We start from the raw sequence: 20,023 nt of genomic DNA, 5'->3' as shown, positions 1-20,023 counted from the left end.
CATGCCCGCCCTGCCCGCTCCAGCCTGTCGGCCCGCCGAACTGCTCAACGATGTCCATGCCCGCCTCAATCCCACACGGGCGCACGTGCTGCGGCCCGGCTCGGTGGCCGAGGCCTGCGCCGCGATCCGCGCCAGCGCGCGGGCCGGATCGCCACTGATCGCCGCCGGCGCGCGGCATGCGATGGGCGGCCAGCAGTTTCTCGCCGATGGCCAGGTGCTGGACACCGCCGCGCTGGACCGCGTCGTGGACTTCGACCCGGTGCGCGGCCTGATCACGGTCGAAGCCGGCATCCGCTGGCCCGCGCTGCTGGCCTGGCTGGCGGCGTGCCCGGGCAACACGGCGGGCTGGACGATCCGCCAGAAGCAGACCGGCGCCGACGACTTCAGCCTGGGCGGCGCACTGGCCGCCAACATTCATGGGCGCGGGCTGTGCCTGGCCCCGTTCGTGGAGGACGTGGAGGCGCTGGTGCTGATCGATGCGCAGGGCCAGCGGGTACAGGCCAGCCGCGGCGAGGGGGCCGAGCTGTTCGCCCTGGTGGCCGGCGGCTACGGGCTCTTCGGCCTGGTGGTGGAGATGACGTTGCGGCTGACGCCCCGGCGGACGCTGCGCCGCCAGGTGTCGCTGGCCCGCATCGGCGGCGTGCAGCGCGCGTTCGAGGACGCGATCGCCCAAGGCTGCACGTATGGCGATTTCCAGTTCGCGATCGATCCGCGTAGCGAAGATTTCCTCGATCTGGGCGTGCTGTCCTGCTATCGCCCGGTCGATGGCGTCGAGCCCGACGCGCCGCGCCATCTGCAGGCCGAGGACTTCGGCCGGCTGCTGTGGCTGGCCCACCACGCGCCCTCGCGCGCCTTCCAGGAATACGCCGATTTCTATCTGTCTACCGACGGCCAGCACTACGCCAGCGATGCGCAGCAGACCGGCGTGTATCTGGAGGACTATCACGCGGCGGTCGATCGCAGCCTGGGCCACCGCGGCTCGGAGATGATCACCGAGCTGTACGTGCCGCGCGGCGCGCTGGCGGGCTTCATGGGCCGCGCCGCCGACAGCCTGCGTCGCCACCACGCCCAGCCGGTCTACGGCACGGTGCGCCTGATCGAACGCGAAACGACCAGCGTGCTGGCGTGGGCACGGCAGGACTGGGCCTGCGTGGTGTTCAACCTGCACGTGCAGCATGGCCCGGCCGGCGTGCAGGCCGCGGCCGTGGCCTTCCGCGCGCTGATCGACGATGCGCTGTGGTTCGGCGGCAGCTACTACCTGACCTATCACCGCTGGGCCACGCGCGAGCAGGTGCAGGCAGCGCATCCGCGCTTCGCCGAATTCCTCCGCGCCAAGCACGCGCTCGATCCGCAGGGCCGCTGGCAGAGCGACTGGTATCGCCACCACGCCGCGCTGGTGACGCGCTGACATGGCCGGCCTCAGCACCTCGATGCTGCTCGCCGCCGCCGCGGTACGCGAGGCGCGGACGGATCGCACGCCGCCCGCGCAGCGCAACGCCGCCATCGCCCGTGCCTGCCTGCAGCGCGCCGGGAGCGGCGGCGATCGCCTGCTGCGCGCAGTCGATACGCGGCCTGGACGCGGCCTGCTGCGGCTGCTCGAGGCCGCCTGCCTGCCTGGCATCGGCGCGCACTACGCCTGGCGCAAGCGTCGGATCCGGCGATGGGCGCAACGGGCCTGCGCCGAGGGCGTGCAGCAGGTGCTGATCCTGGGCGCCGGCTTCGACGGGCTGGCGCTGGCGTTGCTGGACCAGGCGCCGGCGCTGCGCGTGTTCGAGGTCGATCGCGAGGCCACGCTGGCGATCAAACAGGCCGCGCTGCGCGCGCTGCGCCTCGACGATACGCGCCTGCGGCTGTGTCCTGGCGAACTCGGGACGGTGCCGCTGGCGCGCTGGCTGCGCGGATTGCCCGGCTTCGCGCCGGACCTGCCCACGCTGATTGTCGCCGAGGGCCTGCTGATGTGCCTGCCGCTGGACACGGTGCAGGCCCTGCTGCGGCAACTGGCCCGCGCCCTGCCCGATGCACGCCTGATCGCCACCGCGATGACGCTGCGCCACGACGGCGCGCCCGGCTTCGTCCGGCAGCGCCCCTGGGTGCGGCGCTGGCTGGGGCGGCGCGGGGAACCCTTCCGCTGGGGCGCGACGCGCCCGGCCCTGCCGACGCTGCTCGGCCAAGGCGGCGTACGGATGGACGGAATCGCCGACACCGACGATGCGGATGATCCCGACCCCGCGCCTGGGGAATGGCTGTTCCACGGCCGCCTGCTGCATCCGGACCACAGCGTTGCGGCCGCCTCTCCACACAGCCGACTCAGGGCCGCCGCGCTACCCTAGGCGGCCTATGACGACCCACCATCACGATTTCACCCTCGACCCCTACGACACCGAGCAGCTGGCCAACCTGGCCGGGCCGTTCGATGCGCATCTGCGCCAGATCGAACTGAAGCTGGGCGTGGAGATCTCCAACCGCGGCAACGTGTTCCGCGTGCAGGGCCCGGACCGGGCCGTGGCGGCGACCGAACAGCTGTTGCAGACGCTGTACGCCGAAGCCGCGACCGAGACCTTCGACGCCGATGCGATCCACCTGCGCCTCAACGAGGCCAACCTGGAGCATGTCGCCGCCGGCGGCTACGCGCCGCAGGACGTGGCGATCAAGGTCAAGCGCGGCACGGTGCGCGGCCGCGGACCCAACCAGGCCGCCTATCTGCACGCCATCGCCACCCACGACATCAACTTCGGCATCGGTCCGGCCGGCACCGGCAAGACCTTCCTGGCCGTGGCCATGGCCGTGGAGGCGCTGAACGAGGCGCGCGTGCAGCGCCTGGTGTTGGTGCGCCCGGCGGTGGAGGCCGGCGAGAAGCTCGGCTTCCTGCCCGGCGACCTGAGCCAGAAGGTGGACCCCTACCTGCGCCCGCTCTACGACGCCCTGTACGAGATGCTGGGCGTGGAGAAGGTGGCCAAGCTGCTGGAGAAGAACGTCATCGAGATCGCGCCGCTGGCCTACATGCGCGGGCGCACGCTCAACGATGCCTTCGTGATCCTGGACGAGGCGCAGAACACCACCGTCGAGCAGATGAAGATGTTCCTGACCCGCATCGGCTTCGGCAGCACCGCGGTGGTGACCGGCGACATGAGCCAGACCGACCTGCCCAAGCACATCCGCTCCGGGCTCAAGGACGCGCTGGAGGTGCTGCGCGGCGTGGACGGGATCTCCTTCAGCTTCTTCGGCGCGCGCGATGTGGTGCGCCATCCGCTGGTGGCGCGCATCGTGCGGGCTTACGATGCGCGCGACGACAAGGCCGCCGATCCGGCGTGAGTTGAAACCGACATGACCCAGGGTCCGATCCATCTGCAGGTCGCGGTCAGCTATGCGCTGCCGCGCGCCGGCCTTCCGTCCGCGGTGAGTTTCCGCAAGTGGGTCGCCGCGGCGCTCAAGGGACGCATCCGCGAGGCCGACCTGGCCATCCGCCTGGTCGATGCCAAGGAAGGCCGCGCGCTCAACCGGCATTACCGCGGCAAGGACTACGCGACCAACGTGTTGTCCTTCCCGGGCGAGCTGGACGAGACGATCAAGCTGCCCAAGGGCGTGACCATGCCGCTGCTGGGCGACCTGGTGATCTGCGCGCCGGTCGTGGCGCGCGAGGCGCGCGAGCAGGACAAGGCGCTGCTGGCGCACTACGCGCACCTGACCGTGCACGGCACCCTGCACCTGCTGGGCTGGGATCACGAGGACGACACCGAGGCCGAGGCGATGGAGCAGCTGGAACGCGAGATCCTGGCCGAGCTGGGCATCGACGATCCCTACGCGGCGGACGGCGCCGCATGAGCCGGCGCGCGCTCGCCACCGCGCTGCTGCTGTGCGCGCCGTTCGCCCTGCCGCGCGCGCATGCGGCCGAGGCCACGCCGATCGCCAAGCCCGACCTGGCCGCGCTGATCGAATGCCGCAAGGAGGTCCCGGACTTCCTCGCACTGGCCCCGGCCGTGAGCGACCCGCTCAAGGCCGTGGCGCTGGGCTGGAAGCCGCTGCCGCAGGTCAACCAGTTCATGACCGAATTCCAGCTGGCCGCGCCGATCACCGTCTTCGGCCATGCCACCGACCGGATCGCCTTCGCCGGCGACAGCATCATGGCGATCCTGGACCTGCCCGACCCGCGGCCGCTGGCGCACCAGCTGGAGCTGGAGACCGGCATCGACACGCCGGAGAAGGCCATCTTCGGCAAGCAGCTGCGCGCGACGACACGGACCGATCCGGCCAGCGGCCAGACCCTGATCCAGGCCATCATCCTCAATGTCTCCAACGTCGCCTCGCACCCGGGCAAGACGCTGGCCGGCTGCAGCTACAACCTGGACACCGAAGGCCCCGATCCGGCCCCGGCGGCGCCCGCCGCCCAGGCTCAGGCCCACTGAACGCGGCGTCAGCCGGCGCTCGAAACCGTTCTGCTAGACTGCCGGCCACGCCCGCGATTGCCGGGTGCCGTCCACCCCCCAATGTCTGAAGACGACAGTACAACCGCGTCGGAAATCCCTGAAAAACGACGCAGCTGGCTCGAACGCCTGAGCCAGGCGTTCTCCGGCGAACCGGAATCCCGCGAAGACCTGCTCGCGCTGCTGCGCGACGCCCAGCACAACGGCCTGCTCGAGGCCGACACCGTGACGATGATGGAAGGCGCCATGTCGGTGGCCGAACTCACCGTGGGCGATGTGATGGTCTCGCGCTCGCAGATGGTCTCCCTGGCCGTGGATACGCCCTTCCTGCAGCTGATGCAGCAGGTGGTCGAATCGGGCCACTCGCGCTTCCCGGTGCACGGCGAGAACAAGGACGAGATCCTGGGCATCCTGCTGGCCAAGGACCTGCTGCGCGGCGTGGTCGCCGACAACGGCCCGGGCACGGTGCGCGAGCTGCTGCGCCCGGCGGTGCTGATCCCCGAATCGAAGAAGCTCAACCTGCTGCTCAAGGAGTTCCGCCTCTCGCGCAACCACATGGCGCTGGTGGTGGACGAATACGGCGGCGTGGCGGGCCTGGTCACCATCGAGGACGTGCTGGAGCAGATCGTCGGCGAGATCGACGACGAGCACGACGAGGCCGAGGACGAGGCCTCGCGCATCGCCGCGCAGGCCGATGGCCAGTACGTGGTCGACGCGCTGACGCCGATCGAGGACTTCAACGAGCGCTTCGGCGCGGACTTCCCCGACGACGAGTACGACACCGTCGGCGGCCTGGTCACCGACGCCATCGGCCACCTGCCCGAGACCGGCGAGGAGCTGACGCTGGGGCGCTTCGCCTTCCGCGTGGCCAAGGCCGATGCGCGCCGCGTGCACGCCTTCCACGTCGGCGTATTGCCCGAGGATTGAGCTTGAAGACCACCGGCCTGCTGGCGCGCCTGCTGTGCGCGCTCGTGTTCGCGCTGCTGGCCTGTGCCGCGCCGGCCGCGCCGCGCATCGGCGTGATGACCATGCAGCCGGGCGAGGTATTCTTCGAACGCTTCGGCCATGACGCGCTGGTGGTCGCCGATCCGCAGACCGGCCAGGCCACCTCGTACAACTTCGGCTTCTTCGATCCGGACGAGCCGGGCTTCGTGCGCCGCTTCATCGACGGCAAGATGCTGTACTACTTGGTGGCGCTGCCGCTGCAGGAGGACCTGCAGAGCTATCGGGCCGAAGGCCGCGGCGTGTCGATCCAGTGGCTGGACCTGACCCCGCAGCAGGCGCAGGCGCTGGCCGATTCGCTGGCCTGGCGCGCGCGTCCGGAGAATGCGCGCTATCCCTACGACTACTTCACCAGCAACTGCGCCACGCAGGTGCGCGATGCGCTCGATGCGGCCATGGGCGGGGCGCTGAAGAAGCAGCTGGCCGGCCGTTCGCGCGGCAACACCTACCGCAGCGAATCGGTGCGCCTGGCCTCGCCGGCCTGGTGGATGTGGATCGGCTTCGACCTGGGCTTCGGCCCCTACGCCGACCGCCAGCTCTCGCGCTGGGACGAGGCCTTCGTGCCGATGCGCCTGGCCGATGCGCTGACCCAGGTGAAGAACACCCAGGGCCGCCCGCTGGTGCAGTCGACCCAGCAACTGCTGCCGCACCGCATCGCGCCCGAGCCGCCGGAGACCGCGCGCAGCTGGTGGCCGTGGCTGCTGGCCGGCGTGCTGGTGGCGTTCGCGCTGGTGTGGCTGGGCACGCGCGCGCGGCGCCTGGTCGGCGGCGTGGCGCTGGTGTTCTGGCTGGTGTGCACGCTGGCCGGCGCGCTGATGCTGTTCATCTGGTTCGGCAGCGGCCACGTGGCCGGCTGGGCCAACCGCAACCTGCTGCTGCTCGATCCGCTGTGCGTGCTGTTGCTGCCCGCGGCGGTGCAGGTGCTGCGCGGCCGCGCGCTGGCGGCGTGGTCGCGCTGGCTGCTGCGCCTGGTGGCGGCGCTGTCGGTGCTGGCGTGGATGCTGCACTGGTTCCCGTTCAACGTGCAGGCCAACATCGCCTGGGTCGCGCTGCTGGTGCCGGTGCATCTGGCGCTGGCCTATGTGCTGACCGCACAGCGCGCGACGCGCTGATTCCACGCGTTTGCAGGCCCGCGCGGGCCTGCGCCGGCGTCGGGTTCCGCTTCCCGCCTGTCTTGCCGGAGCGCGCAGGCGCGCGCCTAGCTGGCGTGGCGCGGGGCGCCCGGTCAGAATCGGGCTCATCCCTTCCATGCCACGAGTCGCCACATGCCCGCTCCCGCCCGCCTCACCGCCGCGCTGCTGCTCGCGCTGTTGCCCGCCATGGCTGTGGGCGCGGCCGCGCAGGCCAAGAAGCCGTACCGCAGCGGGCAGCAGATCCTGGACGCATCGCCGGCCAGCGACTGGCGCACGCTCGACCCGGCGCGCACGCTTTACCTGGAGCTGGCCAGCGGCCGGGTGGTGATCGAACTGGCGCCGGCGTTCGCGCCCGAGCATGTGGCCAACATCACGACCCTGGCCCACGAGCACTTCTGGGACGGCACCAGCATCTACCGCTCGCAGGACAACTTCGTGGTGCAGTTCGGCGATGTGGATGGCGAGGATCCGGCCAAGGCCAAGTCGCTGGGCAGCGCGAAGACGCATCTGCCGGCCGAGTTCCACCGCAGCGCCAAGGGCCTGGACTTCCAGCCGCTGCCTGACCGCGATGGCTGGGCCAGGCAGGTGGGCTTCGTCGACGGCTTCCCGGCCGCGCGCGACGGCGCCGACGGCAAGGCCTGGCTGGCGCACTGCTACGGCACGCTGGGCGCGGGCCGCAACAACGCCGACGACAGCAGCATCGGCGCCGAGCTGTATGTAGTCATTGGCCAGTCGCCGCGCCAGCTGGACGACAACATCACCGTGGTCGGCCGCGTGGTGAAGGGCATGGAGCTGCTGAGCACGATCCAGCGCGGCCCAGAGCCGATGGGCTTCTATACCGACCCGGCGCAACGCACGCCGATCAAGTCGATCCGCCTGGCCAGCGAGGTGCCCGCCGCCGAGCGCACGCCGCTGGAGCTGCTGCGCACCGACAGCCAGACCTTCCGCGACGTGGTCGAAGCCAAGCGCAACCGCGTGGACGACTTCTACAAGCGTCCGGCCGGCCACATCGACCTGTGCAACGTGCCGCTGCCGGTGCGGACGCCGGGCGGCAAGAAGTAAGCGAGGCGCGGGGGACCCCCGCGTCAGCGCCGCGGGACGTGCCGACGCGATCCGCGCGTCCTAGACAATTCCTTGGCGCCGCCCCGGTTCGCTGGCATGCAGATAGCGGGTGAAGGTGTCGCTGGGGCGATCGCAGCCGCACTCGGCCAGCACCATCCCCACGTTGCCGCGATGGTAGGCGCCATGCGCCAGCACGTGGAACAGGATCTCCGCGCGGGTCATGGTGCCCGCTTCGCCGTCGGTGAAGGAGAAGGAGACCGGCGCGTGCAGCGCGCCGGCTTCCAGCGTGGCCACGTACTGCCGGTACCAGGCGTCGGATGCGGCGACGTCTTCGCGCAAGGCTTCGAGGGTCGGCGTGTCCGGCGTGTTGGTCGCCTGGTAGGCGTGAGCCGCCCCCTGCAGATGGGCGGCGAAGATCCGGTCCACCACGTAGGCGTGATTCATCAGCCGCACCGCGCGCTTCCACTGCGCCGGATGCTGCTGCGGATCGATCGTGGCCAGCGCCTCGAACATCTCCGCGTTGGCCCATGCCTTGTAGCCGAACTGCTTCTCCATCCGCTTGCTCCCAAAGGTCAGGTCCGAGGCCGCGTCAGCGCGGACGCCCGGCAGCGGCGCGTTGGCTGACCGCGACGCTGCCCAGGATCAGCACCGCCGCCAGGAGCATCGTCCAGGTCAGCGGTTCGCCCAGGATGGCCCAGGCCAGCAGTGCGCCGAACACCGGAATCAGGTAGGTCACCGTGGCCGCGCGGGCCGGACCGATGCGCTGGATCAGGCGGTAGTACACGCGGTAGGCCAGGCCGGTGCACACGATGCCCAGCGCGCCGGCGCAGGCCCAGGCCACACCGGGCACGGGCGCGGTGGGCCAGTGGGTCACCGCCAGCGGCGAGAGCAGCAGGGCCGCGCAGCCCAGCGTCGCCGCCGCCGAGCTGGCCGGCGGCAGATCGGCCATGTGCCGCTTCACCAGGTTGTAGCCGATGCCGTACAGCAGCGACGCGGTCGCGCCGGCCAGCGCCGCCGGACCCACGCTCAGGCCGCCGGCCTTGCCGGTGGCCAGCACCAGCACGCCGACGAAGCCGACCAGCAGGGCGACGGCGCGGCGCGCGCCGATCTTCTCGCCGAAGAACAGGAAGGCGATCAGCGCGGTGAACAGCACCGTCATCGCATTGGTGATGGCGCCGATCGCCGCCGGCGCGTGCTGCGCGCCCCAGGCGAACAGCAGGAAGGGCAAGGCTGAGTTCAGCACGCCGATGCCGGCCAGCACCGGCCAGCGCCTGGCCGGAAACTGCGCCCGGTCGCGCCACAGGAAGGGCAGCAGCACCAGCGCGCCCAGGCACAGGCGCAGCTCGACCAGGGCATAGGCGCCGAAATGCGGCGCGGCCACGCGCATGAAGAGGAAGGAGCTGCCCCAGATCACGCCCAGCACGGCCAGCTCGATGGGCGTGCGCCAGTCGCGGGCGGTGTCGGTGGGCGGGCAGGCGGCCGAAGGCGAGGCATGGGACATGGCGCGGTTCCACATGGAAATCGTGAGGGAAGGTGCGGACGGCAGCGCGCCGTCGGCAGGCGCCACCAGCCTGCGCGATGCGGCGGCGGCGCGCTGGCCGGTTCCGGACATCGCAGCGTGATTGCATGGTCCGGCGCGCGGCCCGGCCCTACAAGCGCGTAGTATCGGCGCCTGCCACAAATCTGATTTGTGCCTCGCCATGCACCTGCGCCCGACCCTGTTGCCCTCCCTCGGCGTGTTCGCCGCGGCCGCCCGCCACCAGAACCTGGCCCACGCCGCCGAGGAGCTGCACCTGACCGCCAGCGCGGTCAGCCACCACGTGCGCAAGCTCGAGGCGCTGCTGGGCGTGAGCCTGTTCCAGCGTCACGCGCGCGGGGTCAAGCTCACTCCGGAAGGCCGCCAGCTGGCCGATGCCGCCACCGCCGCGCTGGCCGACGTGGCCGCGGTCGCCGGCGCGCTGCATCCGCAGTCCGAGGTGGTGCCGCTGAAGGTGACCACGCTGCACTCGCTGGCCTACTGCTGGCTGCTGCCGCGCCTGCCGCGCTTCTGCGCCGCCTATCCGCGGGTGCGGGTGGAACTGGACTCCAGCCCGGCGATGGCGCGCTTCGACGACAACGGCCCGGAGGTCGGCATCCGCTATGGCAGCGGCGACTGGCCGGGCATCACCGCGCATCACTTGATGGACGACGAGCTGTTCCCGGTCGCCTCCCCTGCGCTGCACGGCATCGGCGAGGTGACCACGCCGGCCCAGATCGCCCGGCTGCCGCTACTGGCCGACCTGGGCCTGCAGGGCTGGCGCGAGTGGTTCCGCGAAGTCGGCGTGCACGGCGCACAGCTGCCGATCGCGCATGTGTTCAGCGACAGCACCGACGTGATGCGCGCGGCGGTCTACGGCCTGGGCGCGGCGCTGGCGCGCAAGCACATCGCCCTGCCCTATCTGCAGCGCTATGAGCTGGTGCGGCTGCCCGGCCCGGCCATCCGCGCGCGCTTCGCCTATTACGCCGTGCACGCTACGCATCGCCCGCTGTCGCCGGCCGCGCGGCTGTTCATGGACTGGCTCAAGGAACAGGCCAAGGACACGCGCACGCCGATGCCGGCGGTGCCCGACGAGCTGCTCGGCCGCGCACCGGGCTGAGCGCCGCGTCAGCGGCCCGCGCCGTCGTAAGGAAGGATGGTCAGCGAGGCCAGATCCAGCTGCGGCAGGCAGCGCACGTTGATCGCGACCATCGCCGCGCCGTCCGGCCCGGTGCCTTCGCTGTAGGGCGCGATCCCGCAGGTCGCGCAGAAATGGTGGCGCAGTGTGTGCGAGTGAAAGGTGTAGGTCTGGACCGCGCCTGGATCGCTGCGCAGCGAAAACGCCGCGCGCGGCGCGAACCAGAGTAGGCCGCCGCGGCGCCGGCACAGCGAGCAGTTGCAGTCGATCACCTCGCGTACCTCACCGGTCACGGTGAAGTCGATGGCGCCGCAGTGGCAACTTCCGGCATGGTGCATGGCGAGCGCTCCGCGCGTTGGAAGCGCCAGTCTAGGACATCGCCCGGCGCGTGCGGGCCGGTGGCGCCTTCAGTCGACGAACTGCGCCAGGGCCTCTTCCGCCGGCGCCGGGCGGCCGGGGTAGTAGCCCTGGCCCAGGTCGCAACCGATCTCGCGCAGCCGGCTCCAGACCGCCGAGCTCTCGATGCCTTCGGCCACCACCACCGCTTCCATGCTGTGGCCCATGTTGACGATCGATTCGACCAGGCGGCACATGCGCCGGCTGTCGATGACGTCGCGCACGAAGCTCATGTCGATCTTCAGCTCGTCCACATGGAAGTGGCGGAAGTAGGACAGCGAGGAATAGCCCACGCCGAAATCGTCCACCGCGATGCGCAGGCCCATCTCGCGCAGACGCGTGAGCGCCTGGCCGATCTGCTGCGGGTTGTCGACGAAGGCGGTCTCGGTGACTTCCAGCATCACCTGGGCGGGGTTGACGTTCCAGATGCGCAGAGCCGAGGCCATCTGTTCGACGAAGCCACCGGCGGTCAGCGCGATCGGCGACACGTTCAAGCCGCACTGCAGGTCCGGATGCTCGGCGAACACCGGCGCGCAGTGGCGCAGCGTGGCGTTGATGCTCCAGCGGGTCAGGCCGTCGATCAGGCCGGTCTGCTCGGCGGCGACGACGAACAGGTCCGGCCGCACCGGACCCAGCACGGGGTCGTGCCAGCGCGCCAGCGATTCGAAGCCGCGCAGGGCACCGCTGTCCAGGGCGAAGATGGGCTGCAGGTGGACTTGCAGCGCATTGTGGTGGATCGCGCGGTGCAGGTCTTCGTAGCCCACGCTGGCCGGCATCTGCCCCGCATACAGCGCGTGGTGCTCCGGCCGCTGGGCGGCGCTCGCGCAGGCCACGTCGGCGTGCCGGCACAGCTGCTCGGCGTCGGCTGCGTTGACGGCCATGGCCACGCCCACGGCCACGGTCACCCGGGAAGGACGGCCGCCGGCTTCCAGCGGATAGCGGAAGGCGCGCGCGATCTTGCCCGCGGCCAGCATGGCCAGGTTCTGGTCGCGCACGCCGGGCAGCAGCACGGCGAAATCGCACTCGCCGATGCGCACCAGCGCATCGACCTCGCGCAGGCAGTCGCCCAGGCGCGCGGTGAAGGCGGCGATGAGCGCATCGCTGGCGCCGTAGCCGAACACCGCCTCGTACTCGCGCAGCCGCTGCATGCGCACTACCAGCAGCGCGCCGCCCGCGGCCGGCTCGGGGACCAGGCGCGCGATGGTGTCGAACAGGATTTCGCGGTTGAGCATCTGGCCGTCCTAGCGCCCTGCCTGGCGCAGCGTCATGCTGGCCCGTGCACATCTCACAGATAGAGTTCCTTGGGATCGAGCCCGTAACTGCCGGGCTTGAGCCCCTTGCGGATGCTGATCTGGCGGTTGTCGTGCGCGCCCCAGGTGTCGCGCAGGTCCAGCGGCTCGAAGGCCTCGCGCCGCTGCTTGTCGGCATCGGTCAGCAGCATGACCTGCGGGAACAGCCGGCGCACCGGGTTCTGCTCGACCACGATGGCGACCTCGCCGGTGGACAGTTCCACCAGGCTGCCGGTCGGATACACGCCCAGGCACTGCACGAACTGCTCGACCAGGTCGGGCTGATAGGACGCGCCGCGCTGGCGGTAGAGCGCCTGCATGGCCTCGTAGCGCGACAGCGGCTCGCGGTAGGGCCGCGGGCTGGTCATGGCGTCGAACGAGTCGACGATCGCCGCGATCCGGCCGAACAGCGGGATCTGCGAGCCGGTCAGGCCGGCGGGATAGCCAGAGCCATCCTCGCGCTCGTGATGGGTCAGGATCATCTCGCGCACGACGGTGTTGGAGGCGCCGGAGGCGTCGTACAGGCGCAGGCTGTGGCCGAGGTGGCTGCGCAACAGCTCCAGCTCTTCGGCGGACAGGGCGCCATCGTGTTCCAGCAGCGACTCGGGCAAGGCGGTCTTGCCGATGTCCAGCAGCAGCCCGGCGGTGGCCAGGTCGTGCAGGGCCTCATCGGGGAATCCCAGATGCCGGCCGAAGGCGGCCATGAAGCCGCAGCAGTTCACCGCGTGGCTGTAGGTGTAGCCGTCGTGCTGACGCAGGGCCTCCAGCCAGAAGAACGCATCGGGATTGCGCACGATGCTGTCCACCACCGGCGTCACCGCCTCCTCGACCGCCTCAACGTCCAGCCGGCCGCCGTTGCGCAGCTCGGCGATGATGCCGCCGGCGGCACGGTCCACCGATTCCAGCGCCTGGCTGGCACGCGGCACCTCGTCCTGGACGCGCGACAGGATCGGGCGCGGATTGGCGGTCAGCGTGGCCAGTTCGGGGATCACGTAGGGCTTGCGCCGCTTCGCCGGCGCCGGCTCCGGGTCGCCCACGACCATGGGCGCGGCCGCCGGCTTGCGCAGGGCGGCGCGCACGAAGCTCTCGCTCTTGATCACATCGACGGTGACCTTGGCGCAGTACTTGGCCAGCTCGGCGATATCGGCCGGGCTTTCGATCAGGAATCCTTCCAGCATGTACGGCGTGCCCAGCCAGTCGCGGTCGAGCCGGCTGACGTACATCCCCGGGAGCAGCTCGCCCACCTGCAGCTCGCGTTCCTCGATCCACATCCGTTGATGCCCGCCCCTCGCAGTACTTGCAGCCATCGCAGCCATCGCAGTCCCTGCCGTTCTCGCAGTCGCATCAGCGAACATGCTCCCCATCCCTTGCACGCATCATCCCTAGACCCCAGCCGGCTTTCAAGGAAAGACGGACTGAGCAGCGTAACGGCAGGACGACGGCTTTCTTTAGCGACTAGCGCGTGTCCCCGACGAGCGGGTCGGCGGCCACGAATCCCCCCGTCTGCCGCTGCCACAAACGCGCATAGAGCCCCCCCTCGGCCAGCAGCTCGGCGTGGGTCCCCGTCTCCACGATCCGCCCCGCATCCATCACCACCAGCCGGTCCATCCGGGCGATCGTAGACAGCCGATGCGCAATGGCGATGACGGTCTTGCCGCGCATCAGCACGTCCAGGCTGTCCTGGATGGCCGCCTCGACCTCCGAATCCAGCGCCGAGGTGGCCTCGTCCAGCAGCAGGATCGGCGCATCCTTCAGCAGCACCCGGGCGATGGCGATGCGCTGGCGCTGGCCGCCGGAGAGCTTGACCCCGCGTTCGCCCACGTGGGCATCGAGTCCGGTGCGCCCCTCACCATCCACCAGCGTATTGATGAAGCCATCGGCACGCGCCTGGGCGATGGCCGCCGCGACCTGCTCGGGCGTCGCCTCGGGACGGCCGTAACGCAGGTTATCGAGGATCGAGCGATGCAACAGCGAGGTGTCCTGGGTGACCACGCCGATCTGCCCGCGCAGGCTGGCCTGGGTGACGCCGGCGATGTCCTGGCCGTCGATCAGGATGCGCCCGGCCTCCAGGTCGTAGAGCCGCAGCAGCACGTTGACCAGGGTCGACTTGCCGGCGCCGGACGGACCGACCAGGCCGATCCGCTCGCCGGCGGCCACGGTCAGATTCAACCCGGCGATCACCCCGCCGCGCTGGCCATAGTGGAAGTGGATGTCCTCGAAGCGCACCTGCCCGGCCGTCACCCGCAGCGGCGGCGCGCCGGGACGATCGGTGACGGTATGCGGCCGGGCGATGGTCTCCATGCCGTCCTGCACCGTGCCGATGTCCTCGAACAGGCCGTTGACCACCCACATGATCCAGCCGGACATGTTCTCGATGCGGATCACCAGCCCCGTGGACAGGGCGATGGCGCCGACGGTGATCGCCCCGCGCTGCCACAGCCACAGGCCCAGGCCGGCGGTGCCCACGATCATCAGGCCGTTGAGGACGGCGATGACCACGTCCATCGCGGTGGTCATGCGGGTCATGCGCTGCACGCTGCCCAGGTTCTCGCGCACCGCCTCGGCGACGTAGTCGTCCTCGCGCCGCGGATGCGGGAACAGCTTGAGCGTGGCGATGTTGGTATAGCCGTCCACCACCCGGCCCATCAGCCTGGACTTGGACTCCGACGCGCGCCAGGAGCGCTCCTTCACCCGCGGTACGAAATACGCCAGCGCCGCCACGTAGGCCAGCAGCCAGGCGATCAGCGGCAGCATCAGCCGCCAGTCCGACTGGGCGAACAGCACCAGCGCGCTGCCGGTGTACACCGCCACGTACCACAGCGCATCGATCAGCTGGGTGGCCGACTCGCGCAGCGAGGCGCCGGTCTGCATGATCCGGTTGGCGATGCGTCCGGCGTAGTCGTTCTGGAAGAAGGCCAGGCTCTGCCGCACCACGTGCCGATGCTGCTGCCAGCGCGTGCGCGCGGTCAGCGCCGGGGTCACCGACTGGTGCATCAGCAGGTCGCCCAGGGCCATCAGCAGCGGCCGCAGCACCAGCGCCACGCCCGCCATGCCCAGCAGCTGCGGGCCGTGGCGGTCGAAGAAGCCGGACGCCGTCTCGTCCTTGGCCAGGTCCACCAGCTTGCCGAGGAAGTCGAACAGCGCCACTTCCACCAGCGCCACCGCGAAACCGACCACGAACATCGCCGCCAGCACCCAGCCGCCCGGCCGCAGATAGTGCAGGTAGAAGCGCACCAGCCCGCGCGGCGGCGTCGCCTCGTCGGGACGGCCGAACACGTCGATCAGCGATTCGAACCAGCGGAAGATCATGGGAGCAGGCGAAGTCTAGAGGAGTCCGGCGTGAGCGGCGGCGAAGACAAGGACGGCGCCGTCCTTGCCCGCTCCTCAACCGCTTCGCCTGGGCCTGGTCTCAGGTCAGTGCTTGCTCGGCCACGATCACCCCGTTGGCATCGGCGTACAGCCACTGCCCGGGCACGAAGGACACCCCGGCGAAGCGCACCGGCACATCGACCTCGCCCAGGCCGCGCTTCTCGGTCTTCATCGGCACGGCGGCCAGCGCCTTGATGCCCAGCGGCAGGTTGGCCAGCACTTCCACATCGCGCACGCAGCCGTGCACCAGCACGCCGGACCAGCCGTTGGCCACGGCTTTCTCGGCCAACATGTCGCCCAGCATCGCGTGGCGCAGCGAGCCGCCGGCCTCGATCACCAGCACTTTGCCGGTGCCGGCCTGTTCGACCTGCTCGCGCACGCGCGAGTTGTCCTCCGGGCAGCGCAGGGTGACGATCGTGCCGCTGAAGGCCTGCGCGCCGCCGAAGTCGCGGAACAGCGGCTCGGCCACCTGCACCTCGGGATGGGCATCGCACAGGTCGGGCGTACTCCACTGGGGCATTGGCGTTCTCCGCTTGGGACGGGACTACAGCGCCCGGCTGATGGTGAAGCTGCCGAACACCGGCGGCTCGCTCTGGCCGTCGAACTCGCGGCTGGAATGGTAGCGCGCCACGGCGAACTTCCAGCGCCCCTTCATGACCGCCACGCCGTAGCCGATGTAGCCCACCACATTGCGCTTGTCCACGCTGTGGCTGTCCTTCCAGGTGTTGCCGTCCAGGGTGATGTCGCGCAGCACCCAGCGCACGTCGGTGGTCAGGAAGGCGTGGAAGCGCCATTCGCCGCCCGGACGGGTCTGGCTGGCCGGGGCGGTGTTCTCGCCGGCCGGGCGCAGCGGCGTGCTGCCGAAGTCGTCGGGCAGGTGGCGGCCGAAGCGCAGCTCGGCGCCGCCGTTGGCGAAGGTCTGGTAGTTGCCCAGCGCCGCGCCGTAATGGGTGATCGCGTCCCAGGTCCACAGCCCCGAGCCCCAGGCGAAGCGATGCATGCGCTCATGGCGCAGCAGGAACAGCGGCTCGTCGCGCAGCTGGTTGTCCCAGCCGCGGAACTTCTTGTCGCTGAGCACCCGGTGCACCGCCTCCTGGATCTGCTTGCCGCGCGCCGAGGGCCCGACCCAGCCCAGGCCGATCTGCGTGGTCTGCAGCGCATCGCCCTTGCGCGCGTTGTAGCCGAAGGTGGCCATCAGCACGCCGGCATAGGGTCGGTCGTCCGGGATCAGGTCGCTGCGGGTGTTGTCCTTGGGCGTGTACAGGGCCTGGCCGAGGTTGAAGACCATGTTCTGCTCATCGAAGCCCTCGGGCTGGATCGCGCTGAGGTAGCGATTGACCAGACGCGCCATCGGCGACAGACACGGATCGTCCTGGTAGTACTTCAGGTTGGCCGAGACCCAACCCAGCTCCACACCGCTGGTATAGCCCTGGTCCTGGTGATCGCCGCCGAACAGGTCGTTGTCGACGCGGAGGCTGACGGCCTTGGGGATGTCGGTGCGGGTGGGACATTGCTCCGACGTGACCGCCTGCGCGCTGCCGCTCGCCGTGGCTGCAACCAGCAGCCAGCCTGCCTTGGACATGGGATTCCCGCGTGAAAGTTGAGTGCAGGGAATCATGAACGGCTCAGTACTGAAATTGGTGTGAAGGCATGACACGCAGCGTCGCGATGGCCGGTCTTGCCAGCCCGCCCGGCTATGCTCACCGACCCTCGTCCTTGCCGGAGCACCGCGATGGCCAAACGCAGCGCCGCACCGCCCGACGCCGATCTGTTCCAGACGTCCGCCGCCCCGGAGGGCATCCGCGTGGGCATCGGCGGCTGGGTGTATGCGCCCTGGCGCGACAACTTCTATCCGGCCGGCCTGGTGCAGCGGCTGGAACTGGAATACGCCAGCGCCCGCCTCACCGCGATCGAGATCAACGGCACCTACTACGGCACCCAGCAGCCGGCCACCTACGCCAAGTGGCGCGATGCCACGCCGGAGGGGTTCATGTTCTCAGCCAAGGCGCCCAAGCGCATCACCCAGTCGCGCAAGCTGACCGGCACGCGCGCGCAGGTGGAGGATTTCATCGGCGGCATCAGCGAGCTGGGCGACAAGCTCGGGCCGCTGGTGTGGCAGTTCGAGGCCGGGCGCAGGATCGATGCCGAGCAGTTCGAAGGCTTCCTCGACCTGCTGCCGAAGAAGGCCGGCAAGCGCGCGCTGCGGCACGTGCTGGACGTGCGCGATCCGGACTTCATCACGCCCGACTTCCTGGCCCTGGTCCGCGCGCACGGCATGGGCACCGTGTTCTCCGAATCCACCGAATACCCCTCCTTCGCCGATATCACCGGGGACTTCGTCTATGCGCGCCTGATGGCCAGCCGCAGCGACGAGGCCACCGGTTATCCGGCCGCCGAACTGGACGCCTGGGCGCGCCGCGCGCGCGCCTGGCGCGCCGGCGAGGACCCCGAGGAGCTGCCGCACGTGGGCCCGACGCCGGCGCCCAAACAGCCGCGCGAGGTCTTCGTGTTCTTCATTTCCGCGGCCAAGGAACGCAACCCCGCCGCGGCCATGGCCTTGCTGGAACGCTTGCGCAAATAATCGTTTCGCCACGGGAGGGCGGCGCGGCGATAATTGCGGCCATGCCCATGTCCGCCCGCCGCAAGGCCCACCTGCAAGTGCACCTGTGCGTGCTGTTGTGGGGATTCACCGCCATCCTCGGCAAGCTCATCACACTGCCCGCGCTGCCCCTGGTGTGGTGGCGCATGCTGCTGGTGGTGCTCGCCCTGGCCCTGCTGCCGGCGGTCTGGCGCGGCCTGCGCGCGATGCCGGTACGGCGGCGCTGGGCCTATGCCGGCATCGGCGCGCTGGTGGCACTGCACTGGCTGACCTTCTACGGCGCGATCAAGCTGGCCAATGCCTCGGTCGCGGCGACCTGTATCGCGCTGGCGCCGGCGTTCACCGCGATGATCGAACCATGGGTAACGCGCCGGCCGTTCGATGCGCGCGAGCTGTTCTTCGGCATCGCCACCCTGCCCGGCGTGGCGATGGTGGTCGGCGGCGTGCCGCACGAGATGCGCGCCGGGATCGCGGTCGGTGCGCTGTCGGCGCTGCTGGTGGCGGTATTCGGCTCGCTCAACAAGCGCATGGTCGAAGGCGGCGAACCGCTGACCGTTACCGCCCTGGAGCTGGGCGCCGGCACCGTGCTGCTGACCGCGCTGGCGCCGCTGATGGCGCTGGTGCCCGGCTTCGGCGGCGCGCTGCTGGTCCTGCCTGGCCTGCACGATGCGGCGCTGCTGGTGGTGCTGTCGCTGGTCTGCACCCTGCTCCCCTTCGCCCTGGCGCTGGTGGCCCTGCGCCAGGTCAGTGCCTACGGCATGCAGCTGGCCACCAACCTGGAGCCGGTCTACGCGATCCTGCTGGCCATCGTGCTGCTGGGCGAGCAGCGCGAACTCACGCCGATGTTCTACGGCGGCGTGGCGATCATCCTGGTCGCGGTCTTCGCCCACCCGGTGGTGGCCCGGCGCAGCCCAGCCGCACATCCGGAGCTGCTGGTCACCGCCGAAGCCAAGAGCGTGGCCGACTGAGCCTGCCCGCCTAGGGCGCCAGCACTACACGGTCGCGGCCGCCGCGCTTGGCCGCATACAGCGCCTGGTCGGCGCGGCGGAAGGCGTCCTCGGCCGTGTCGTCGCGGCGCCGGCATTCGGCCACGCCAATGCTCACCGTCACCGCCAGGTCCACCGGCAGCGAGGTGGCCGCGGTGCGCAGGAACTCGCACTGCGCACGCGCCTGCTCGCCGGTGCTGTCCGGGAACAGGATCACGAACTCCTCCCCGCCGTAGCGCGCGGCCATGCCGTCGGCGCTGTGCGCGCGCAGCGTGTCGGCCAGCGCCACCAGCACCTCATCGCCCGTGGCGTGGCCGTGCACATCGTTGATCACCTTGAAGTGGTCCACATCGACCACCGCGACGCTGACGCCCTTGCCGCGCCCGGCCGCGTGCTGTTCCAGCGCCATGTCCAGCGCCATGGTCAACGCGCGGCGATTGGGCAGGCCGGTCAGCGGGTCGGTGCGGGTCTGCGCGGCCAGGTCGGCGTTCTGGACTTCCAGCTCGTCCTGATACTGGCGCAACTGCTGCTCGTACCAGTCGCGCTCGGCCATCTGCGTGGCCAGCGCGCCGGAGATGCGCCGCAGCTCCAGCAGATACATCACCTGGCGCGCCAGCGCGCGCAGCGCCTCGGCCTGCCCGGGGCTGAGCGTGCGCGGCTTGCTGTCCAGCACGCACAGCGCGCCCAGCGCCTGGCCATCGGGCGTCACCAGCGGCGCACCGGCGTAGAAGCGCACGCCCAGCGCGCCGGTCACCAGGGGGTTGTCGAGGAAGCGCGCATCGGTACTCGCATCGCGCACCACCGTCGTTTGCTCGGGCGCCAGGATGGCGTGGCCGCAGAAGGAGATGTCGCGCCCGGTCTGCTGCGCTTCCACGCCCTTGCGCGACTTGAACCACTGGCGATCCTCGTCGATCAGGCTGATCGCCGCGATCGGCGCATCGCAGATGCGCGCGGCGATGGTGACCAGATCGTCGTAGGCCTGTTCGTTCTCGCTGTCCAGGATGTGATAGCGCGCCAGGACGGCCTGGCGTCTGGCTTCGTCGTGCGGATGCGGGGGACTTGGCATGCGGCGAACTTAGCCAGTGACCGTTCGTCGGACCAATCGAGGAAAG

General features: G+C 70.4%; 21 protein-coding genes. 12 read left to right on the top strand and 9 right to left on the bottom strand.

Annotation, left to right across the window (positions count from 1 at the left end):
* The first annotated feature begins 1 nt into the window (after nucleotide 1).
* The 8 genes from QE438_RS01480 to QE438_RS01445 all read left to right on the top strand — a co-directional run bounded on the left by QE438_RS01480 (nucleotide 2) and on the right by QE438_RS01445 (nucleotide 7,618).
* Nucleotides 2-1,408, top strand: a complete 1,407-nt coding sequence (locus tag QE438_RS01480; protein ID WP_306993050.1) for an FAD-binding oxidoreductase — start codon at nucleotides 2-4, stop codon at nucleotides 1,406-1,408.
* Nucleotide 1,409: 1 nt separating this feature from the next.
* Nucleotides 1,410-2,330: a class I SAM-dependent methyltransferase gene (locus QE438_RS01475; protein ID WP_306993052.1), complete on the top strand. Its 921-nt coding sequence runs from the start codon at nucleotides 1,410-1,412 to the stop codon at nucleotides 2,328-2,330.
* A gap of 7 nt (nucleotides 2,331-2,337) precedes the next feature.
* Entirely contained in the window at nucleotides 2,338-3,312 is a 975-nt protein-coding gene (locus tag QE438_RS01470; RefSeq protein ID WP_306993054.1) for a PhoH family protein, read from the top strand.
* A gap of 12 nt (nucleotides 3,313-3,324) precedes the next feature.
* Nucleotides 3,325-3,822 carry an rRNA maturation RNase YbeY gene (gene ybeY, locus QE438_RS01465; protein ID WP_130523466.1) on the top strand — a complete coding sequence of 166 codons (498 nt, stop codon included), beginning with the start codon at nucleotides 3,325-3,327 and terminating at the stop codon, nucleotides 3,820-3,822.
* Nucleotides 3,819-4,403: a hypothetical protein gene (locus tag QE438_RS01460; RefSeq protein ID WP_306993056.1), complete on the top strand. Its 585-nt coding sequence runs from the start codon at nucleotides 3,819-3,821 to the stop codon at nucleotides 4,401-4,403. The genes ybeY and QE438_RS01460 overlap by 4 nt, the downstream gene beginning before the upstream one ends.
* An 81-nt stretch (nucleotides 4,404-4,484) precedes the next feature.
* Nucleotides 4,485-5,348: a transporter associated domain-containing protein gene (locus tag QE438_RS01455; protein ID WP_130519850.1), complete on the top strand. Its 864-nt coding sequence runs from the start codon at nucleotides 4,485-4,487 to the stop codon at nucleotides 5,346-5,348.
* Between the two features lie 17 nt (nucleotides 5,349-5,365).
* The gene (locus QE438_RS01450; RefSeq protein WP_306996192.1) at nucleotides 5,366-6,535 is read left to right on the top strand and encodes a DUF4105 domain-containing protein; all 1,170 of its coding nucleotides are present in this window, start codon (nucleotides 5,366-5,368) and stop codon (nucleotides 6,533-6,535) included.
* A gap of 207 nt (nucleotides 6,536-6,742) precedes the next feature.
* Nucleotides 6,743-7,618, top strand: coding sequence for a peptidylprolyl isomerase (locus QE438_RS01445; protein WP_307184154.1), 876 nt, complete (start codon nucleotides 6,743-6,745; stop codon nucleotides 7,616-7,618).
* Between the two features lie 60 nt (nucleotides 7,619-7,678).
* Here QE438_RS01445 and QE438_RS01440 read toward each other — a convergent pair whose 3' ends face one another.
* Both QE438_RS01440 and QE438_RS01435 read right to left on the bottom strand, forming a co-directional pair.
* The gene (locus QE438_RS01440) at nucleotides 7,679-8,173 is read right to left on the bottom strand and encodes a DinB family protein (RefSeq protein WP_306993058.1); all 495 of its coding nucleotides are present in this window, start codon (nucleotides 8,171-8,173) and stop codon (nucleotides 7,679-7,681) included.
* A gap of 34 nt (nucleotides 8,174-8,207) precedes the next feature.
* Nucleotides 8,208-9,119 (bottom strand): DMT family transporter, encoded by a 912-nt coding sequence (locus QE438_RS01435; RefSeq protein WP_306993059.1) that lies wholly within the window; start codon nucleotides 9,117-9,119, stop codon nucleotides 8,208-8,210.
* Between QE438_RS01435 and QE438_RS01430 the strand changes: the two genes are divergently transcribed.
* Together QE438_RS01430 and QE438_RS01425 are read left to right on the top strand one after the other, a co-directional pair.
* Complete coding sequence (locus QE438_RS01430; protein ID WP_307184040.1) at nucleotides 9,118-9,240, top strand: hypothetical protein; 123 nt, start codon at nucleotides 9,118-9,120, stop codon at nucleotides 9,238-9,240. The genes QE438_RS01435 and QE438_RS01430 overlap by 2 nt on opposite strands.
* Before the next feature lie 78 nt (nucleotides 9,241-9,318).
* Nucleotides 9,319-10,254, top strand: a complete 936-nt coding sequence (locus tag QE438_RS01425; protein WP_130519842.1) for a LysR substrate-binding domain-containing protein — start codon at nucleotides 9,319-9,321, stop codon at nucleotides 10,252-10,254.
* Between the two features lie 8 nt (nucleotides 10,255-10,262).
* On the opposite strand, the gene QE438_RS01420 is transcribed toward QE438_RS01425, so the two are convergent.
* From QE438_RS01420 to QE438_RS01395, 6 genes are all read right to left on the bottom strand, one after another.
* Nucleotides 10,263-10,610: a GFA family protein gene (locus tag QE438_RS01420; protein ID WP_130533697.1), complete on the bottom strand. Its 348-nt coding sequence runs from the start codon at nucleotides 10,608-10,610 to the stop codon at nucleotides 10,263-10,265.
* 69 nt (nucleotides 10,611-10,679) lie between these two features.
* Complete coding sequence (locus QE438_RS01415; RefSeq protein WP_130519839.1) at nucleotides 10,680-11,900, bottom strand: GGDEF domain-containing phosphodiesterase; 1,221 nt, start codon at nucleotides 11,898-11,900, stop codon at nucleotides 10,680-10,682.
* Between the two features lie 53 nt (nucleotides 11,901-11,953).
* A complete protein-coding gene (locus tag QE438_RS01410) occupies nucleotides 11,954-13,228 on the bottom strand; it encodes an HD-GYP domain-containing protein (protein ID WP_306993061.1) in 1,275 nt (424 codons plus the stop codon).
* A gap of 184 nt (nucleotides 13,229-13,412) precedes the next feature.
* Nucleotides 13,413-15,263, bottom strand: a complete 1,851-nt coding sequence (locus tag QE438_RS01405; protein WP_306996194.1) for an ABC transporter ATP-binding protein — start codon at nucleotides 15,261-15,263, stop codon at nucleotides 13,413-13,415.
* A gap of 103 nt (nucleotides 15,264-15,366) precedes the next feature.
* Nucleotides 15,367-15,846: a ribonuclease E activity regulator RraA gene (rraA, locus tag QE438_RS01400; protein WP_306993063.1), complete on the bottom strand. Its 480-nt coding sequence runs from the start codon at nucleotides 15,844-15,846 to the stop codon at nucleotides 15,367-15,369.
* Nucleotides 15,847-15,870: 24 nt separating this feature from the next.
* Nucleotides 15,871-16,908, bottom strand: a complete 1,038-nt coding sequence (locus QE438_RS01395) for a lipid A deacylase LpxR family protein (RefSeq protein WP_306993065.1) — start codon at nucleotides 16,906-16,908, stop codon at nucleotides 15,871-15,873.
* A 150-nt stretch (nucleotides 16,909-17,058) separates the two neighbouring features.
* On the opposite strand from QE438_RS01395, the gene QE438_RS01390 reads away from it, so the two are divergent.
* Nucleotides 17,059-17,907 carry a DUF72 domain-containing protein gene (locus tag QE438_RS01390; protein WP_306993068.1) on the top strand — a complete coding sequence of 283 codons (849 nt, stop codon included), beginning with the start codon at nucleotides 17,059-17,061 and terminating at the stop codon, nucleotides 17,905-17,907.
* A gap of 41 nt (nucleotides 17,908-17,948) precedes the next feature.
* Complete coding sequence (locus QE438_RS01385; RefSeq protein WP_306993070.1) at nucleotides 17,949-18,893, top strand: DMT family transporter; 945 nt, start codon at nucleotides 17,949-17,951, stop codon at nucleotides 18,891-18,893.
* A gap of 10 nt (nucleotides 18,894-18,903) precedes the next feature.
* On the opposite strand, the gene QE438_RS01380 is transcribed toward QE438_RS01385, so the two are convergent.
* A complete protein-coding gene (locus tag QE438_RS01380) occupies nucleotides 18,904-19,977 on the bottom strand; it encodes a sensor domain-containing diguanylate cyclase (RefSeq protein WP_306993071.1) in 1,074 nt (357 codons plus the stop codon).
* Nucleotides 19,978-20,023: the final 46 nt, after the last annotated feature.

It is taken from the genome of Pseudoxanthomonas sp. SORGH_AS_0997 (assembly GCF_031453535.1).
Taxonomy (GTDB): domain Bacteria; phylum Pseudomonadota; class Gammaproteobacteria; order Xanthomonadales; family Xanthomonadaceae; genus Pseudoxanthomonas_A; species Pseudoxanthomonas_A winnipegensis.
Note: the sequence above shows the minus strand (reverse complement) of the source record. Positions and strands in the feature narration are given on the sequence as shown.

Coding starts and splice junctions, on each gene's coding strand:
- QE438_RS01480 (WP_306993050.1), top strand. CDS start 2: ATGCCCGCCCTGCCCGCTCCAGCCTGTCGGCCCGCCGAACTGCTCAAC.
- QE438_RS01475 (WP_306993052.1), top strand. CDS start 1,410: ATGGCCGGCCTCAGCACCTCGATGCTGCTCGCCGCCGCCGCGGTACGC.
- QE438_RS01470 (WP_306993054.1), top strand. CDS start 2,338: ATGACGACCCACCATCACGATTTCACCCTCGACCCCTACGACACCGAG.
- ybeY (WP_130523466.1), top strand. CDS start 3,325: ATGACCCAGGGTCCGATCCATCTGCAGGTCGCGGTCAGCTATGCGCTG.
- QE438_RS01460 (WP_306993056.1), top strand. CDS start 3,819: ATGAGCCGGCGCGCGCTCGCCACCGCGCTGCTGCTGTGCGCGCCGTTC.
- QE438_RS01455 (WP_130519850.1), top strand. CDS start 4,485: ATGTCTGAAGACGACAGTACAACCGCGTCGGAAATCCCTGAAAAACGA.
- QE438_RS01445 (WP_307184154.1), top strand. CDS start 6,743: ATGGCTGTGGGCGCGGCCGCGCAGGCCAAGAAGCCGTACCGCAGCGGG.
- QE438_RS01440 (WP_306993058.1), bottom strand. CDS start 8,173: ATGGAGAAGCAGTTCGGCTACAAGGCATGGGCCAACGCGGAGATGTTC.
- QE438_RS01430 (WP_307184040.1), top strand. CDS start 9,118: ATGGCGCGGTTCCACATGGAAATCGTGAGGGAAGGTGCGGACGGCAGC.
- QE438_RS01435 (WP_306993059.1), bottom strand. CDS start 9,119: ATGTCCCATGCCTCGCCTTCGGCCGCCTGCCCGCCCACCGACACCGCC.
- QE438_RS01425 (WP_130519842.1), top strand. CDS start 9,319: ATGCACCTGCGCCCGACCCTGTTGCCCTCCCTCGGCGTGTTCGCCGCG.
- QE438_RS01420 (WP_130533697.1), bottom strand. CDS start 10,610: ATGCACCATGCCGGAAGTTGCCACTGCGGCGCCATCGACTTCACCGTG.
- QE438_RS01415 (WP_130519839.1), bottom strand. CDS start 11,900: ATGCTCAACCGCGAAATCCTGTTCGACACCATCGCGCGCCTGGTCCCC.
- QE438_RS01410 (WP_306993061.1), bottom strand. CDS start 13,228: ATGTGGATCGAGGAACGCGAGCTGCAGGTGGGCGAGCTGCTCCCGGGG.
- rraA (WP_306993063.1), bottom strand. CDS start 15,846: ATGCCCCAGTGGAGTACGCCCGACCTGTGCGATGCCCATCCCGAGGTG.
- QE438_RS01395 (WP_306993065.1), bottom strand. CDS start 16,908: ATGTCCAAGGCAGGCTGGCTGCTGGTTGCAGCCACGGCGAGCGGCAGC.
- QE438_RS01390 (WP_306993068.1), top strand. CDS start 17,059: ATGGCCAAACGCAGCGCCGCACCGCCCGACGCCGATCTGTTCCAGACG.
- QE438_RS01385 (WP_306993070.1), top strand. CDS start 17,949: ATGCCCATGTCCGCCCGCCGCAAGGCCCACCTGCAAGTGCACCTGTGC.
- QE438_RS01380 (WP_306993071.1), bottom strand. CDS start 19,977: ATGCCAAGTCCCCCGCATCCGCACGACGAAGCCAGACGCCAGGCCGTC.